This window comes from Mesorhizobium sp. P160219, from assembly GCF_057786095.1.
In genome coordinates this window covers 1,499,221-1,515,994 of the sequence record NZ_JBYNWG010000001.1, presented here as the reverse complement: position 1 = coordinate 1,515,994, position 16,774 = coordinate 1,499,221, and the positions used below count along the sequence as shown (strand labels likewise).

Below are 16,774 nucleotides of genomic sequence, written 5' to 3'. Positions count from 1 at the left end.
GCGAACCGGGGTGGGGGTGTGACGGCGTACGCCGGATCGAGACTACCCCCACCCCGCTCCGCTTCGCGGATCGACCCTCCCCACAAGGGGGAGGGTGAAAGCTGATGGGCGCCTACATACTGCGCCGTATCCTGCTGATGATACCGACCCTGTTCGGCATCATGGCGGTTGCTTTCGTCGTCACTCAATTCGCACCGGGTGGACCGGTCGAGCAGGTCATCGCCAGCCTGACCAACCAGGGCGGCAGCGACCGCCTCGGCAGCGGCGGCGGCGATGCAGGAGGCGGCGGCAATTTCGATGTGGCCGGTGACGTCGGCTCGAAGTATCGCGGCGCGCAAGGGCTCGATCCGGAATTCATCAAGAAGCTGGAAAAGCAATTCGGCTTCGACAAACCACCGCTCGAACGCTTCGGCATGATGCTGTGGAACTATGCCCGCTTCGATTTCGGCGACAGCTATTTCCGTGACATCTCGGTTCTTGACCTGATCCTGGAGAAGATGCCGGTGTCGATCTCGCTTGGGCTGTGGATCACGCTGTTGTCCTATCTGATCTCGATCCCCCTTGGCATCCGCAAAGCGGTCAAGGACGGCTCCGCCTTCGACGTCTGGACCAGCGGCGTGATCATCGTCGGCTATGCCATACCGGCCTTCCTGTTCGGCATATTGCTGATGGTGCTGTTCGCGGGCGGCTCCTTCTGGGACTGGTTCCCACTGCGCGGCATCGTCTCCGACAATTGGGACCAATTGTCGTGGCCCGACAAGATCGTCGATTATTTCTGGCACATGACCTTGCCGCTGACGGCGCTGGTGCTGTCGGCCTTCGCGACGACGACGCTGCTGACCAAGAACTCCTTCCTGGAAGAGATACGCAAACAGTATGTGGTGACGGCCCGTGCCAAGGGCCTGTCGGAGCGGCGGGTGCTTTACGGACATGTGTTCCGCAACGCAATGCTGATCGTCATTGCCGGCTTTCCAGCGGCCTTCATCTCGGCCTTCTTCACCGGCTCGCTTTTGATCGAGAACATCTTTTCCCTCGACGGTCTCGGGCTGCTCGGTTTCAGGTCCGTGTTGGCGCGCGACTATCCGGTCGTGTTCGCCAACCTCTATATATTTTCGCTGCTTGGTTTGTTCGTGACGCTGTTGTCCGACCTGATCTACACATGGGTCGATCCGCGCATCGATTTCGAGCGGAGAGACGTCTGATGACGCAGGCTGCAGCCGAGATCACACCGACAAGGATCGCCCGCCCCTGGCTGTCGCCGCTCAACAAGCGGCGCTGGCAGAACTTCAAGGCCAACCGGCGCGGCTACTGGTCGTTGTGGATATTCCTCGCTCTGTTCGTGCTGTCGCTGTTTGCCGAACTGATCGCCAACGACAGGCCGATCGTCGCCTACTACAAAGGCGAGATCCTGTTCCCGGTGGCGGTCGCCTACCCCGAGGAAAAATTCGGCGGCTTCTACGCCGTCACCGACTATCGCGACCCGGTCATCCGCGACGAGATCAACGCCAATGGCTGGATGATCTGGCCGCCAATCCGCTATTCCTACCGCACCGTCAACAATGCGATCCCCGACGCCGCTCCCGCAAAACCGTCATGGGAATACGACGCGCAGAGGCGATGCAGCCAATATCCGCAAGGCGCTGCCGATCCTGACTGCATTGTCGGCAACTGGAACTGGCTGGGTACCGATGACCAGGCGCGCGACGTGCTGGCGCGCATCATCTACGGGTTTAGGATTTCCGTGCTGTTCGGGTTGATCCTGACTGCGGGTTCGTCGGTTATCGGCGTCGCCGCCGGCGCGCTGCAAGGGTATTTCGGCGGCTGGACCGACCTTCTCTTTCAACGCTTCATAGAAATCTGGTCGGCGATACCGCTGCTGTATCTGCTGCTGATCGTCGCCGCCATCCTGCCGCCGGGCTTCTTCATCCTGCTCGGGCTGATGCTGCTGTTCTCCTGGACGTCGCTTGTCAGCGTGGTGCGCGCCGAATTCCTGCGCGCACGCAACTTCGAATATGTCAACGCGGCCCGCGCGCTTGGTGTGTCCAACCGCACCATCATGCTGCGCCATCTTCTGCCTAATGCCATGGTGGCGACGCTGACCTTCATGCCTTTCCTGGTCAGCGCCTCGATCTCGACACTGACCTCGCTCGACTATCTCGGCTTCGGCCTGCCGCCCGGCACCGCGTCGCTCGGTGAACTGCTAAAACAGGCGCAGAGTAACCTCAATGCCCCCTGGCTCGGTATATCGGGCTTCATCGTCATCTCGCTGATGCTGTCGCTGCTGGTGTTCATCGGCGAGGCGACGCGCGATGCGTTCGATCCGCGCAAGGCGTTCCGATGAGCGAGCCCCTGCTCTCGGTCCGCGATCTCAGCGTTGCCTTCACGCAAGGCGGCAACCAGTCGATAGCCGTCGACCACATCTCCTTCGATCTCGCCAAGGGCGAGACGGTGGCGCTTGTGGGCGAATCCGGTTCCGGCAAATCGGTCTCGGCGCTGTCGGTTCTGAAGCTGCTGCCCTACCCGACGGCCAGCCATCCCTCGGGCAAGATCCTGTTCCAGGGCGCCGACCTTTTGGCGATGAACGAAAAGCAGTTGCGCAGCGTGCGCGGCAACAAGATCACCATGATCTTCCAGGAGCCGATGACCTCGCTCAATCCTCTGCACACGATCGAGCAGCAGATCGTCGAGATCCTGGCGCTGCATCAGGGCATGGGCGACCGCCAGGCCAAGGCGCGCACGCTGGCGCTGCTCAACGAGGTCGGCATTCGCGAACCGGAAAAGCGGCTCGACGCCTATCCGCACCAATTGTCCGGCGGCCAGCGGCAGCGCGTCATGATCGCCATGGCGCTGGCCAACGAACCGGAACTGCTGATCGCCGACGAACCGACGACGGCGCTCGACGTCACCGTGCAGGCGCAGATCCTCGAATTGCTGGCGGGGCTGAAGAGCCGCAAGGGCATGTCAATGCTGTTCATCACCCATGATCTCGGCATTGTCAGAAAGATCGCCGACCGCGTCTGCGTGATGACCAAAGGCAAGATCGTCGAGACCGGGCCGACCAGGGACATCTTCGCCAACCCGCAACACGCCTATACCAAGCACCTGTTGGCCGCCGAGCCGAAAGGCAAGCCGCCGGCCGCCAACGACGCCGCCAAGCCTGTGATGACCGGCAAGGACATCAAGGTTTGGTTCCCGATCAAGAAGGGTTTCTTTCGCACCACCGTCGACAATGTGAAGGCAGTTGACGGAATCGACGTCACCGTACGCGCCGGCCAGACGCTCGGCGTCGTCGGCGAATCCGGCTCCGGCAAGACGACGCTCGGCCTGGCGCTGGCGCGGATGATCTCATCGACCGGCACCATCCAGTTCAATGGCAGCGACATCAACCAGCTTTCCTTCAACGCCATGCGGCCGCTGCGCCGCGAGTTGCAGATCGTTTTCCAGGACCCGTTCGGGTCGCTCAGCCCGCGCATGTCGGTCTCGGAGATCATCGAGGAAGGCTTGAAGATCCACGAGCCGAAGCTGTCGCCCGACCAACGCGACGACAAGGTCGTCGCCGTGCTGAAGGAGGTCGGGCTCGATCCGGCGACCAGGAACCGCTATCCGCATGAATTCTCCGGCGGTCAGCGCCAGCGCGTCGCCATTGCGCGCGCCATGGTGCTCAATCCACGCTTCGTCATGCTGGACGAACCGACCTCGGCGCTCGACATGAGCGTGCAGGCGCAAGTGGTCGACCTCTTACGCAATCTGCAGGCCAGGCACGACCTTGCCTATCTGTTCATCAGCCACGATCTGAAAGTCATTCGCGCCCTTGCCAATGACGTCATCGTCATGCGCAATGGCAAGATCGTCGAAGCCGGCCCTTCCGAACAGATTTTCGAGCGGCCGCAGACCGACTATACGAAGGCGCTGATCTCGGCCGCGTTCAAGATCGAGACGGCGCCGGTCGGTATCGTCAGCGAATAACAGGGAATACAATCCGCAAATGGAAAAAGGCAAAATCCTGCTTGCCGTCACCGGCTTTCATCCGCAGCGCTGGCGCGAGCTGCTGTCGGCCGAGCGCGAAGTGGTGCTGGAGCCGGACGGCGCTTCGGATCCGTCGATCACCTATGCGGTGGTGTGGAAGCAGAAGCCGAACCTCTTGAAATCGCTGCCCAATCTACGCGCAATCTTCTCGATCGGCGCCGGCGTCGACCATATCTTCGCCGATCCCGGCCTGCCCGATGTGCCGATCGTCAAAGTGGTAGCCGACAACCTCACCCAATACATGACCGAATATGTCGTCTGGCGGGTGCTCGACCATCATCGCCAGGGCATGCTCTATCGTGCCCAGCAGCCGAAGAAGACCTGGCACGAACCGCCGCAGCGGCCGGCCGGCGACATCTCGGTCGGCATTATGGGGCTCGGCAATCTCGGCCGCGCCGCGGCGTCGGTGCTGTTGTCGCTCGGCTTTGCCGTCAATGGCTGGTCGCGCAGCGACAAGGCCATGAAAGGCGTTGCGACCTATGCCGGAGAGGCCGGGCTGATCCCCTTCCTCAACGCCACCGACATACTGGTGGTGCTGCTGCCGCTGACGCCGGATACGCACGGCATCATCAATTACGGCGTGCTGAAGGAATTGCGCAAGCGCAACGGCCTCGGCGGCTCGGTGCTGATCAATGCCGGGCGCGGCCGGCTGCAGAAGGACGCCGACATATTGCGCGCGCTGGGCGACGGCACGCTGAAGGAGGCGAGCCTCGACGTGTTCGAGGTCGAGCCGCTGCCGAAGACCAGTCCGCTATGGAGTCACCCGAAAGTGTTCGTGACGCCGCACGCGGCGGCGACCTCCGACCCTGTCCACCTGGCGCCGAGCATGTTGCGGCAGATGGATGCCTTCGAGCGCGGCGAAAAGCTTGATAACGTGGTCGACCGCAAGGCGGGGTACTGAGGAAGTCCAGGTTCAGCTCGGCAGACTGAACTTCTTCTGCTTGTTGGGCGTGCCGCAGTCGCGGCGGACGATCGAGCGGTTCATGGCGTCGATCTTGCCACTTGCCAGATCAGTATCGCGCTTGCTTTTGGAGCGCATATCCGGCGTGAACGGGCCGAAGCCCATCGCCGGATTGGAGAAGCTCGGCTTGGCGTCCGTCGACAGATGGTATTGCTGCGCCAGTTCGTTGCGCTGCGCCAGCAACTGGTCGCAAGCCACGTTGTCATATTGCAGCGACGATTGCACGTCCTGGTCCTGCCGCTCCGACATCGAACTGCCCATGCAGCCGGTCATTGCCAGGCAAGACACCAAGACCATCATGTTCCAGCGCATGTGTTCCTCCTCAATGCCTGCCGAGGGCTTTTCTCGGCTTGTATCCTACCTGATGCCGCGCCAGCCGCAAAAATCCTATTCACGTTTTCGAACAAGACGAGACATCAACCCTTGGACGAGGGCACCGCCAGCGCGGCAAGCCCGCCGACCGGCTGGCGGCGATCCCAGCGGATGACGGTCGGCTGCATCGACAGCACCGACAGGCCGTTTGCGGCAAGCACCCGCTCGACATAGGCTTGAGAATGGGCGTAGCGACGAGACGGCTGCAGCGCAAAACCGGCGTCGCCGCCCGCCCCGCCCTTGGCTGGCGTTTCGACGGAAAAGGCAAACAGGCCATTGGTGGCCAGAATGCCGGCGACGGTCTTCACCACGCGATCGAGCGCGCCGACATAGATGAACACGTCGGCCGCCGCCACCAGATCGGCTTTCGGCCCGGCATAGGCGAAATGCTGCAGATCGGCCTTGGCGAGCAGGTCGTAGACGCCCTTGGCGCGGGCCTTTTTCAGCATGGCGGCGGAGATGTCGTAGCCCTCCAGCCGTTCGGCGACCGGCCGCAGTTTCTCGCCCATCAGACCGGTGCCGCAACCGAGATCGAGCGCCAGCGAAAAGCGGCCCGGTCTTGCCGCGCGAATGGCGCGATCGAGAAACTCCGGCAGCCGGTAGCCGAGCTTGTCGACCAGCGAGTCCTCGAAAGTCTCGGCATAGTGGTCGAACAGCGTCTCGACGAAGGCGCTGGGTGGCGCTGCGGCAGCCGGCGCCTTGCCGATCAGCTGCAGCTTCAGCGCAGCACCCAGGCGATCCGCCGGGTCCAGTTTCAGCACCGTCGCCCAGGCCTGCGTCGCCAGGTCGAGCAGCCCCGTTGCCTCCTGCATCTCGCCCAGGCGGAACCAGCCCGCCGCCCATTGCGGCGCCAGTTCCAGCGCGCCGAGCAGCAGCTCCGTCGCTGCCGCGTGCTCGCCCGACCCGAAAAGCATCTCGGCATAGTCGGCGCGACGGTCGGCGGTCAGGTCGCCGGACGAGATTTTCAGCGGTTGCATGGCGATGGCCCCGCCGGCTGATGCGGCCGGTGGCTGGCTGTAGGCCGAGTCAGCAGTCTCTTGCAACAGGCTTCCCGCGCTGGAATTAGCCACTATCTTGACTGGATGCGCGCCAGCGACCTGCTCCATCCCCGGCCTGAAGGCCTTTATTGCCCATGCGGCGATTTCTTCATCGACCCGGTGCGGCCAGTCAACCGGGCGTTGATCACGCATGGCCATTCCGACCATGCCCGATCCGGCCATCGTTCGGTGCTGGCGACGCAGCAGACGCTCGACATTATGGGGTTGCGTTATGGCGAGGATTTTGCCGGGACAACGCAAGCGGCCGTGCTTGGCGAAGCTATGGCGCTGAACGATGTCAGCGTCACCTTCCATCCGGCCGGCCATGTGCTGGGCTCGGCGCAGATCGCGGTCGAGCACAAGGGCAGGCGCATCGTCGCCTCCGGCGACTACAAGCGCCAGAAGGACGCGACCTGCGCACCGTTCGAACCGGTCCAATGCGACGTCTTCATCACCGAGGCGACCTTCGGTCTGCCGGTGTTTCACCATCCGCCCGACACGGAGGAGATCGCCCGGCTGCTCAAATCGGCGGCGCAGTTTCCCGAGCGATCGCATCTGGTCGGCGCCTATGCGCTGGGCAAGGCACAGCGGGTGATGCGGCTGCTGCGCGATGCCGGTTATGACAGGCCGATCTATATCCACGGCGCGCTGGCCAAGCTCAGCGAATATTACCAGAGCCAGGGCATCGACCTCGGCACGCTGGAGCCGGCAACCGTCGACAGCGGCGGCAAGCAGGATTTCACTGGGGTCATCGTTGTCGGCCCTCCATCGGCCTTCGCCGACCGCTGGGCGCGGCGCTTTCCCGACCCGATCTCGTGCTTCGCCTCGGGCTGGATGCGCATCCGCCAGCGCGCCAAGCAAGGCGGCGTCGAACTGCCGCTGATCATTTCCGACCACGCCGACTGGGACGAACTGACCGCCACCGTCAAGGAGACGGGCGCCGGCGAAATCTGGGTGACGCATGGCCGCGAGGAAGCGCTGGTGCGCTGGTGCGAGCTGGAAGGCATCGCCGCCAGGCCACTGCACCTTGTGGGCTATGAGGACGAGGGCGATTGATGGTGATCACCAGCGCCGCGACCCGTTGCGCCCCCCTCTGTCCTGCCGGACATCTCCCCGTCAAGGGGGCATATTGGCAGCTCCAATGCCGGCTCATCTCCGCCAATATCGGAGATTGGCCAAGGCCGGCGCGACATCCGATCTTCCTCCTTGAGGGGGAGATGGCCGGCAGGCCAGAGGGGGGTGCCTCGCGCCGGTTTTCACCATTGGCGTGGGGCGACGCATGAACCGTTTCGCCGAACTCCTCGACCGCTTGGTGCTGACGCCGTCGCGCAATGGCAAGCTGACGCTGCTCGTCGACTATTTCCGCAGCGTCGAGGACCCCGACCGCGGGCTGGCGCTGGCGGCGATCACCGGCGACCTCAACATTGCGGCGGTCAAGCCGGCGATGCTGCGCACGCTGGTCACCGAGCGCATGGATCCGGTGCTGTTCGGCTATTCCTACGACTATGTCGGCGACCTCGCTGAAACCGTGTCGCTGGTCTGGCCGCAAACGCCGGGACATATCCCCAACCGGGAGCCGACGCTTGGCGACGTCGTGGCGACGCTGCAGGCGGCGAGCCGCTCCGACGGACCCAAGGTGCTGGCCGGGCTGCTCGACAGCGCCGGCATTTCGGCGCGCTTTGCCATCATCAAGCTGGTCACCGGCGGCTTGCGCATCGGCGTTTCGGCGCGGCTGGCCAAACAGGCGCTGGCCGATTTCGGCAAGGTCGATGTCGCCGAGATCGAGGAGCTGTGGCACGGGCTGACGCCGCCCTATATCTCGCTGTTCGCGTGGCTGGAAGGCAAGGCCGAGAAGCCGAAGCGGACCGCACTTGCCCTGTTCAATCCGGTGATGCTGTCGAACCCGGTCGGCGACGGCGACCTCGAAAAGCTCGATCCGGCCGACTATGCCGCGGAATGGAAATGGGACGGCATCCGCGTTCAGGCGGTGTGCGAGGGCGGCGTGCGCCGGCTCTATTCGCGCACCGGCGACGATGTGTCCGGCGCATTCCCCGATCTCGCCCAGGCGATGAATTTTTCCGCCGCGCTCGACGGCGAATTGCTGGTCGGCGAGCCCGCGGCGACCGGCACGTTTTCGGACCTGCAACAGCGGCTCAATCGCAAGAGCGTGGCCCCGAAGATACAGCAGCAATACCCGGCCTTCATGCGCTGCTACGATGCGCTGCAGATCAACGGCGAAGATTTGCGCGCGCTACCTTTCCGCGAGCGGCGGGCCCGTCTTGAGGCCTTCATCACAACGCTGGACCCGCACCGTTTCGATCTGTCGCCATTCGTCGAATTCCCGGATTGGCAAACGCTGGAGGAACTGCGCCGCGCGCCGCCGCACCCGATCATCGAAGGCGTGATGCTGAAGCGCTGGGATTCGCCCTATCTCGCGGGACGGCCGAAAGGGCCGTGGTTCAAGTGGAAGCGCGATCCGCACACGGTCGATGCTGTGCTGATGTATGCGCAGCGCGGCCATGGCAAGCGGTCGAGCTTTTATTCCGACTATACGTTCGGCGTCTGGTCGGGGCCGGAAGGCGCGGAGGAACTGGTGCCGGTCGGCAAGGCCTATTTCGGCTTCACCGACGAGGAGTTGAAGCAGATCGACAAATTTGTCCGCGACAATACGGTCGAGCGTTTCGGCCCGGTGCGCTCGGTGCGCGCCGACCGCAGCCAAGGCCTGGTGCTGGAGGTGGCGTTCGAAGGTCTCAACCGTTCGACCCGCCACAAATCCGGCGTTGCGATGCGATTTCCCCGCATCTCACGGCTGCGCTGGGACAAGCCGACCGCCGAAGCCGACCGCATCGAGACGCTGCAGGCGCTGCTTGATCGCTAGGCGGCGCTTACGGTTCGATCGAAACGCGGATCTCGTAGATGTCGACCGCCTTGCCCTGCTTGTCGAAGTCGGAGTTGATGGCGATGCTGCCGGCCGCGCCCGGGGGCTTGTCGGGGAATTTCACGTCGAACAGATATTCGTTACGCTGCTGGCCGACCGCATAGCGCTTGCGGCCGCAGTCGCCGAGATCGCCGAAATTGCAGTCGACGGAGATCTGCGTGTCCTTGCCGTCCTCGGCGCGGGCGACGATGTCGAACACGGCATGTTTGCCGGCAAGCTTCTCCAGCACGCCCTGCCCGACATCGAAGCTGATGGCCGAGCCGGAAGCACCGGAGCGGATGCGCAGGAAGGAGCCGGTGTCGTCCTGCACGACATCGGCCTTGGCGTCGGACGGGGTCGCCACATGCGTTGGATCGGTGGGTGTAAACACGTTGATCCAGTCGCGCGTCTGTTCGGCGACACCAGGCTGCTGCGGCGCGCCAGGCTGCTGCGGCTCAGTTGTATCGGCAGGCGGCGTGAAGTCGTCATCGTCGACGGTCGGCGGCGCTTCGGGCGGCGCCGTGTCGAGCTGCGCCGGCGTCTTGAAGACCCCGGTCTGCACGGCGAAATAGAGGCCGATGCCGGCGGCGGCGAGCAACGTCACGCCAAAGAAGATCGCCGTCAGCGGCAGGCGGCGGCCCCTTATCCGCCTTTCATCACGGTCAGGCGCCACTTCCGCCGCGGCCTCGGCCGGCGCGGAATCGGCCATATCGATCGCCGGGGCGCCGGGCAGCGTGGCGTCAGGCATGATGTCGGGGACGACCGGCAGCACGCGCGAACGCGGCGCGTCGGATGCCTCGGGCTGAACCGGTTCATCAACGACGATCGCAGGCGACGGTCCGGCCGCGACACCTGTCGGGGCATCGACCGCGGGCGCTTCGGCGGCGCCCTGTACGGCGTCTTGCGGCTGCGCAACGCGTTGCGTCAGCGCGGTATCTTGTGTCTGCGCAGCGCTCTGCGTCGGCGCGGCGCTCTGCGTCGGCGCGGCGACATCGGGGACCGCGGGCAGGAATTCGGATTCGATCTCGGCGATCTTTTCCTGGACCGCCTTGCGGCGCTTGATGGCGGCTTCCACCGTCACGCCGGGATTGGCCTGGAGCACGCGGTCGAGCGCCGCGAAAGCCGACCGATAGACCCTCTCGCGAAATGCCCGGTCCTCGGCGTTGCCTTTCTCGAAGGCGTTGCGGATCGCTTTTTCGATCGCGTCCAAGCGAATTTCCCCTGTCCGTTCGCTTACATTGCCATGATCGTTAGCCGCAGGAGACCAATCAATCAACGGGCGAGCGCCCGCATTCTGCCTTACAGGCCTGTTCAAGGCCCATTTCGATGCGTTTTGGCAATAAAATCAGTCGGTTTTGCCGCCTTGCCGGGCAGTTTGTGCGCAGTCCACCGCGACGTCTCCGCGTAGCCGAAAAAGCAAATGAGGCGGTGGCTCATTGCGCGCCAATGGAAAATGCCGGGACGAATTGCCGGATGCCGGCTCGAAATCGCGGTTGCCCATCTTGAATTAGCGGCCGGTTGAGTCTATCACCCAGCCGATCCTGGAACCTCGCGCTTCCCGGGCCGCTTTAGCTCAGTTGGTAGAGCACATCATTCGTAATGATGGGGTCAGGTGTTCGAGTCACCTAAGCGGCACCAGTTCTCCATCCGACGCAAGCGTGACGGCAGGTGCAAGGCTAATGCACGTCACTCCCTACGCCAACACCGGCACTTCCTGTCTGCCTCGTCGACATGCGCCATATGGCCGCCGCCACAGGATTGCGTCGTCAGACGCTTGACCATCGACTATGCTGCATCGCGCAAGAATGACAGCCTAGAGAACCCGACAATACAAGCATAATTTATAAGATACAAAACCACTATCTTAGAATAATCTTCGTCAATTTTGGCCTATATCAGACACTCCGGATTATTGTTGTGTAATTAAACCGTGCCTTTTCTGACATCGTACTACTGCTCATACAGCATTGCGGACGTGAAAAACCCTCAGCGACGCAACGCACTCGCAAATCATACCCATTTTTAGCACTAACTCACACAAATATTACAGCTCGATAGATATTTTGTGTTGCACTGCACCATTGCCCGGTTGCACCATTTCTTGGGGGATTTGGTACCGGGAAGTGCGCCGTGGAGGATTCCGCCAAGTTGATCAGCTTGAATTTTTCGCTGGCCAGCACCGATTTCGAGGCTGCCCCGCGCACAAGGCGCGGGTTTGATGTTGTCGGCGCACTCTCGACGCTGGCAGGCCTCGACCTGAGGCCCGGAATGCAGGGCCGCTGGCTTCATCGGAGATTTCAGACCGGCGGAAATGGCTGATGGCGGTCGCGCGTGACAATCAGTTGGACGCTGTGCGCGCCATCGCTGTCACGATGGTTCTCTATTCCCATTTCCTTGCACCCAACGGGTCCTCCTTTTGGGGCCACATCGGGGTGCGGCTTTTTTTTGTGCTGAGCGGCTTCCTGATCACACGACTGCTGCTCGAAGCGCGCGCCGCGGCCGAATTCAAAGCCGGCCCTGCATTGAGTTCCTTCTACATCAGGCGCGCGCTGCGCATATTCCCGCCCTATTTCGCCGTGCTTGGGTTCGTCTGGCTGACCGATCTGGAGCAGTCCAGTGGATCGCTCGTCTGGCATGCGCTTTACCTGTCGAATTTTTGGTACGCGCTGCGCAACGAATGGACGCCCTGGCTACTCTGCCATTTCTGGAGCCTGAGCATCGAGGAGCAGTTCTATATCGCCTGGCCGCTGGTCGTGCTTCTCGCACCCCGCCGGCGGGTGGAAGCGATCACTATCGGCGTCATCCTGTTGTCGCTGGCCTATCGCTTCTACTGGCCGATCACCGCCACCCCGGCGCTAGCGCGCGACCTGCTGCCGCCAGCATCGATGGATGCGCTGGCGTTCGGTGCTTTGCTTGCCTGCCGGCGGACCAGAGGCGCCGGCCTGCCGCAATGGATGCGGCTAGGCTGGCCAGCCCTCGCGGCTGTCTTCCTGGCGATTGAGTGGCTTATCCCTGCGCCGGTCGATCCTATGCTGGAATGGGCCCGCTGGGCGTTGCTGCAGATCCTGCCCCTGGTGCCGCTGGTGGCCGTTGTCGCCGCCTGTTCAGCCGGCCTTGGCGGCGTCCTCGGCAGGGTTTTCGAACTGCCACCGCTGCTGTCACTGGGCCGCATAAGCTACGGCGTCTATCTTTACCATCCGATCCTTCTGTCGCTCGCCGTCAAGTCACAGCCCTGGATCCCGCTCAATGTCTCGGAGCAGGGGCCAGGGCGTTTCCTGGTCGCGAGCGCCGCCACGATCGCCGTCGCTTCGATTTCGTGGACGGCTTTCGAAAAGCCGCTCAACGGCCTCAAGCGCCGCTTCCCCTATGTAGCGCGCCGCCGCTCCCAGGCACGCGCTGGCGATGCCGGCTGGCTCGGCAGGGCGGCGGACGCCTATCCCGGCGGATCCCCCGATGGCCGCGCCGCACTCGAACTCCGGCGAACGGATGCGCAGAGATGACCACCGCGCCGCTCGTCTCCGTCCTGCTGCCGGTCTACAATGCCGGGCCTTATCTCACCGCTGCGCTGGAGAGCATTCTGCGGCAAGACTACGATCGCCTGGAGGTCATCGCTATCGATGACGGATCGACTGACAACTCGCTCGAGATTCTCGAACGATACCGCCGGGCAGACAATCGCGTTTCTGTCATCTCGCGTGAGAACCGCGGCCTCGTCGCCACCCTCAATGAAGGGCTACGGCTGGCCCAGGGCGAGCTTGTTGCGCGAATGGATGCGGACGATGTCGCCTATCCCCGGCGCCTCTCGCGCCAGGTCGCACTGTTCGAGCGGCGGCCCGATCTCGGCTTCTGCGGCGCCTGCGTCGATACCTTGCTTCACGGCCGTATCGCCAAAGGCAGGCTAGACCCGGTGTTCCGGCTCGGCCGGCTCGACATATTGTCGATGTTCTTTACGATATTCTTACATCCGACGGTGATCTACAACAGGAATGTCATTGGGAACAACGATCTCTATTACGATCCCAAATATAGACATGCCGAGGATTTTGATCTCTTCAGACGGCTTGCCGGCCGTTTCCCGGCGACCATATTGCCCGATAGCCTGCTCGTCTATCGCATCCATGCGGGAAGCGTGACCATGCGGCATGCCAAGGAAATGCGCAGGACGCATTTGCGGATCGTGGCCGAAAATCTCGAGCGTGAGGGGCTTGCGGAAACCACAGCGGATCTGCGCGACATCGGCGAGGCCGTCTCTTTCGACACGGTTTCGCGCGCAGCCGATTTCATCCGTGCGCTCGAAGAGCGGATTTCGGAGCTGCCGACCGACACACGGCCAAGCTTCGAGGCAGGCGCGCTGAACCTGTTCTATTTCCTCTACCAACTCGTCGGCGACGAAGGAGAACCGCCGCTGACCCACGAATTGCTCACGCGGACGGCGAGATGGAATTTCATCCGGCGCCGCGAACAATATGCGCTGCGTCCCGGCGTCTGGGCGCCTTGGCTCAGCCTGCTCTCGATAAGGGCCGGAAAGCGGGCGGACGCGGTGGCCTACTTCTTCAAAACCACGCCGGCCGAAGCGGTGCTTGCGCGTTATCAGCGGGGACTGGTATGACCGACAGGCCCCACCCGCTCCTGCGCGATCACCAGTTTGCGAGTGCGGCTGTCCCGACATCTCCCCGATCGGAGCGGCCGTCGCTCGAGGTCAGTTTCATCGTCTGCACGCGCGACCGCGCCGCTGTGCTGGAGGCTTGCATAGCCTCGATCCAGGCCGCATGCCGGGTGCACGCCACCTTCGCGGCAGAGTTGGTGGTGGTCGATAATGGTTCACGGGACGGCACGTCAAAGCGGCTGGCCGCTATCGCCGAAACTTCCGACATCCCAGTCACAGCCGTCTCGGAGACTCGCCCCGGACTAGCCGCTGCCCGCAATGCCGGATTGGCGCGAGCGCGAGGCCTCGTGCTGGTCTTCGTCGACGACGACTGCAAGCTCGACCGCGACTATCTCCGCGACCTGGAGCGGCACTACCGGAGTGGCGAGAAGTGGCTGATCCGCGGCGGCCGGGTCGAGCTCGGTGATGCCCGGGACCTGCCCTTCACCATAAAGCTCTGCGAGGCAAGCGAGCGGCTGACCCCGGCGGTCCACCCCGGCGGCTTCGTGCTCGGCTGCAACATGACCATGCACCGCGACGTCGCGGCCCGCATCGGCTCGTTCGACGAACGCTTCGGCGCTGGCGGCCCGCTACGCTCGGCTGAAGATACTGATTATCTCGTGCGGGCGATGCTGCTCGGCATGCCGGTCGAGTACGTGCCCGACATGACGGTCTTGCATCATCACGGCCGGCGAGACCGCAAGTCGATCGACAGGCTGCACCGCGACTATAGCCTCGGTAATGGTGCGCTGTGCCTGAAACATGTCCGCCACGCCCCTTGGCTGCTTCGCCATGTCTATTGGTCTGCGCGGGCCGCGTTCAGGGAACTGGCGGGCCGTCCTCGCTTTGACCGCGACCTCGATCTGTCGCACTGGCCTATTGTCGTTATGAATCTGGCAGGTGCCGCCAGATTTGCGCTGCTCGTCATGATGGGATGGCCAAAACGGCTGCCGTTGCGCCACGACCGACAAGCCAGCGAAGCCAATGCGGAGGCCAGAGCGCGATAATGTCACTGATTCCGTCAGCCCTGCCAATGCTGCGCCGCGCGCTTGGTGGCAGGCTGTTGCGGCTCGTTCCCGTCGTGGTGGGGCTCGGGCTTGCGGGCGCCGCGCTGGAAGGCCTCGGCATCGGTCTCATCATTCCGCTGCTTGGCATCATTATGGGACGTGGCGAAACATCAGGCATGGCCGGTTTCTCCGCCCTCCTCCAGCAGGTTGGAGCGGACCTCGGCGAGCGCCAGCGGCTGATCGCCATTTCGGCCGCGATCCTCGGTTCGATCGTACTGAAAAATGTCTTTGCCTTCGCTAACACGCTGCTGACCAGCTACATCTACGGCAAGGCAGGTTATTCGATCCGTAGCGCACTGTCGGAGCAGTTGCTCAGGGTCGGCTACCCCTTTTTCCTGCAGCAAAGCCCCGGGCGGCTGCTCAACATCATCTCCAACGAATCCTGGCGAGCATCCGACGCTATCCAGGCCCTGCTCGGCGCGATCGTCAGTGCCTCGGCCGCCGTCATCCTGCTCGCCTTCCTCCTGCTCCTCTCTTGGCAGATGACGCTGCTGGTGACGCTAGGGCTGGCGCTCGTCCAGCTGGCGCACGGGGTTTTGTCGTCCAATCTGAAGGCGCCGAGCCGCAGCGTCGTCTCGCGCAACAGCGCACTGGCGTCGCAGATGCTGCATCTGGTGCATGCCGGGCGCCTAATTCGCATCTTCGGGCAGGAGAACCGCGAAAAGGCGGTCTTCGCCAAAGCGTCCGACGGGGTGCGGCGGGCGGCTTTCGTGCTTTCAATCCGCCAGGGCGTCTTGCCGCCACTGACCGAGGTATTGCACGCGATGCTGTTCCTGGCGGTGGTGATCGGAGCCTGGCTGGCGAATGTAAGCTTCCCGCTGACCGTCGCCTTCCTCATCCTGCTCTACCGACTGCAGCCGCATATGCGGGCCTTGCAGATGTCCTGGAGTCAGTTGCAAGGCATGAGCGGCTCGCTGGAGGAGGTACAATGGCTGCTCGATCCTTCCGACAAGCCCGAGGCGCCGCAGGGCAGCCTGCCGTTCGACGGCTTGCGCCAAGGGATCAGCTTCGATGATGTGAGCTTCGCCTATTCCGGTCCCCTGTCTGGCCCCGACGCGCGCGAGGCGGTGCTGCATAAGGCGGTGTTCGATATCCGCAGCGGCCGCTCGACGGCGCTGATCGGCCGCTCGGGCGCCGGCAAGACAACGATCGTCAATCTCCTGTGCCGCTTCGTCAAACCCGACAGCGGCAGGATCCTCGTCGATGGGGCACCGCTCGATGAAGTCGACCCAAGCCAGTGGCGGCGGAACATTGCCCTGGCCAGTCAGGAGCTGGAACTGGTCGATGGCACCATTTTTGAAAACATTATCTACGGCTACGACACGGCGTCGGCCAGCGACGCCATGCGCGCCGCAAGGCTGGCCGAGGCACATCAATTCATCGAGCACCTGCCGCAGGGCTACGCGACGCTGGTCGGATACCGGGGCATCAACCTGTCAGCCGGACAAAGGCAAAGGATCGCCCTGGCGCGGGCGCTGGTGCGCGATCCCGATATTCTCATCCTCGACGAAGCCACCAGTGCGGTGGATGGGTTGTCAGAAGCCGCTATTGTCGAGACGCTGAAGTCGCGGGCCGGCCGCCGCACCACCATTGTCATCAGTCATCATTACAGCACCATATCGTTCTGCGACGACGTGGTGATCTTGAGCCGCGGTCGGGTGAAAAAACAGGCCCCCTTCGCAACCCTGGCAATGCTCAGCATGGACGAGCTTTACCAGCACGGAGCGGGTGAGTGATGGGGCGCACCCC

The 16,774-nt window shown here is 63.2% G+C and carries 14 protein-coding genes and 1 tRNA gene; 12 read left to right on the top strand and 3 right to left on the bottom strand.

Features of this window, described 5'->3' with window-relative positions; all coding sequences use genetic code 11:
- Positions 1 to 104: 104 nt before the first annotated feature.
- The 4 genes from AC3EMP_RS07440 to AC3EMP_RS07425 are packed head-to-tail and all read left to right on the top strand — an operon-like array spanning position 105 to position 4,927.
- A complete protein-coding gene (locus AC3EMP_RS07440) occupies positions 105 to 1,202 on the top strand; it encodes a microcin C ABC transporter permease YejB (RefSeq protein ID WP_023669509.1) in 1,098 nt (365 codons plus the stop codon).
- Positions 1,202 to 2,341, top strand: coding sequence for an ABC transporter permease (locus AC3EMP_RS07435; RefSeq protein ID WP_023682037.1), 1,140 nt, complete (start codon positions 1,202 to 1,204; stop codon positions 2,339 to 2,341). The genes AC3EMP_RS07440 and AC3EMP_RS07435 overlap by 1 nt, the downstream gene beginning before the upstream one ends.
- On the top strand, positions 2,338 to 3,966 hold the full coding sequence (locus tag AC3EMP_RS07430) for an ABC transporter ATP-binding protein (RefSeq protein WP_023682038.1): 1,629 nt from the start codon (positions 2,338 to 2,340) through the stop codon (positions 3,964 to 3,966). The genes AC3EMP_RS07435 and AC3EMP_RS07430 overlap by 4 nt, the downstream gene beginning before the upstream one ends.
- 19 nt (positions 3,967 to 3,985) lie before the next feature.
- A complete protein-coding gene (locus tag AC3EMP_RS07425; RefSeq protein WP_023682039.1) occupies positions 3,986 to 4,927 on the top strand; it encodes a 2-hydroxyacid dehydrogenase in 942 nt (313 codons plus the stop codon).
- 12 nt (positions 4,928 to 4,939) lie between these two features.
- On the opposite strand, the gene AC3EMP_RS07420 is transcribed toward AC3EMP_RS07425, so the two are convergent.
- Positions 4,940 to 5,299, bottom strand: coding sequence for a hypothetical protein (locus AC3EMP_RS07420; protein ID WP_023682040.1), 360 nt, complete (start codon positions 5,297 to 5,299; stop codon positions 4,940 to 4,942).
- A 104-nt stretch (positions 5,300 to 5,403) separates the two neighbouring features.
- Positions 5,404 to 6,336, bottom strand: a complete 933-nt coding sequence (locus AC3EMP_RS07415; RefSeq protein ID WP_023682041.1) for a methyltransferase domain-containing protein — start codon at positions 6,334 to 6,336, stop codon at positions 5,404 to 5,406.
- A gap of 105 nt (positions 6,337 to 6,441) precedes the next feature.
- Here AC3EMP_RS07415 and AC3EMP_RS07410 point away from each other — a divergent pair, with 105 nt between their 5' ends.
- Positions 6,442 to 7,452 carry a ligase-associated DNA damage response exonuclease gene (locus AC3EMP_RS07410; RefSeq protein WP_023712591.1) on the top strand — a complete coding sequence of 337 codons (1,011 nt, stop codon included), beginning with the start codon at positions 6,442 to 6,444 and terminating at the stop codon, positions 7,450 to 7,452.
- 223 nt (positions 7,453 to 7,675) lie between these two features.
- Positions 7,676 to 9,274 (top strand): cisplatin damage response ATP-dependent DNA ligase, encoded by a 1,599-nt coding sequence (locus AC3EMP_RS07405; RefSeq protein ID WP_352710343.1) that lies wholly within the window; start codon positions 7,676 to 7,678, stop codon positions 9,272 to 9,274.
- A gap of 7 nt (positions 9,275 to 9,281) precedes the next feature.
- On the opposite strand, the gene AC3EMP_RS07400 is transcribed toward AC3EMP_RS07405, so the two are convergent.
- Positions 9,282 to 10,523: a hypothetical protein gene (locus tag AC3EMP_RS07400; protein WP_352710340.1), complete on the bottom strand. Its 1,242-nt coding sequence runs from the start codon at positions 10,521 to 10,523 to the stop codon at positions 9,282 to 9,284.
- Positions 10,524 to 10,875: 352 nt separating this feature from the next.
- Between AC3EMP_RS07400 and AC3EMP_RS07395 the strand changes: the two genes are divergently transcribed.
- The 6 genes from AC3EMP_RS07395 (at position 10,876) to AC3EMP_RS07370 (ending at position 16,761) form a co-directional block, all read left to right on the top strand.
- Positions 10,876 to 10,951 (top strand) — tRNA-Thr (locus AC3EMP_RS07395).
- Positions 10,952 to 11,443: 492 nt separating this feature from the next.
- Positions 11,444 to 11,632 (top strand): hypothetical protein, encoded by a 189-nt coding sequence (locus AC3EMP_RS07390; protein WP_023682045.1) that lies wholly within the window; start codon positions 11,444 to 11,446, stop codon positions 11,630 to 11,632.
- The gene (locus AC3EMP_RS07385; protein ID WP_023708195.1) at positions 11,632 to 12,813 is read left to right on the top strand and encodes an acyltransferase family protein; all 1,182 of its coding nucleotides are present in this window, start codon (positions 11,632 to 11,634) and stop codon (positions 12,811 to 12,813) included. The genes AC3EMP_RS07390 and AC3EMP_RS07385 overlap by 1 nt, the downstream gene beginning before the upstream one ends.
- Positions 12,810 to 13,922, top strand: coding sequence for a glycosyltransferase family 2 protein (locus AC3EMP_RS07380; protein ID WP_023669498.1), 1,113 nt, complete (start codon positions 12,810 to 12,812; stop codon positions 13,920 to 13,922). Before AC3EMP_RS07385 ends, AC3EMP_RS07380 begins: the two co-directional genes overlap by 4 nt.
- The gene (locus AC3EMP_RS07375; protein ID WP_352710338.1) at positions 13,919 to 14,965 is read left to right on the top strand and encodes a glycosyltransferase family 2 protein; all 1,047 of its coding nucleotides are present in this window, start codon (positions 13,919 to 13,921) and stop codon (positions 14,963 to 14,965) included. The genes AC3EMP_RS07380 and AC3EMP_RS07375 overlap by 4 nt, the downstream gene beginning before the upstream one ends.
- The gene (locus tag AC3EMP_RS07370; protein ID WP_027049321.1) at positions 14,965 to 16,761 is read left to right on the top strand and encodes an ABC transporter ATP-binding protein; all 1,797 of its coding nucleotides are present in this window, start codon (positions 14,965 to 14,967) and stop codon (positions 16,759 to 16,761) included. Before AC3EMP_RS07375 ends, AC3EMP_RS07370 begins: the two co-directional genes overlap by 1 nt.
- The last annotated feature ends 13 nt before the right edge of the window (positions 16,762 to 16,774 follow it).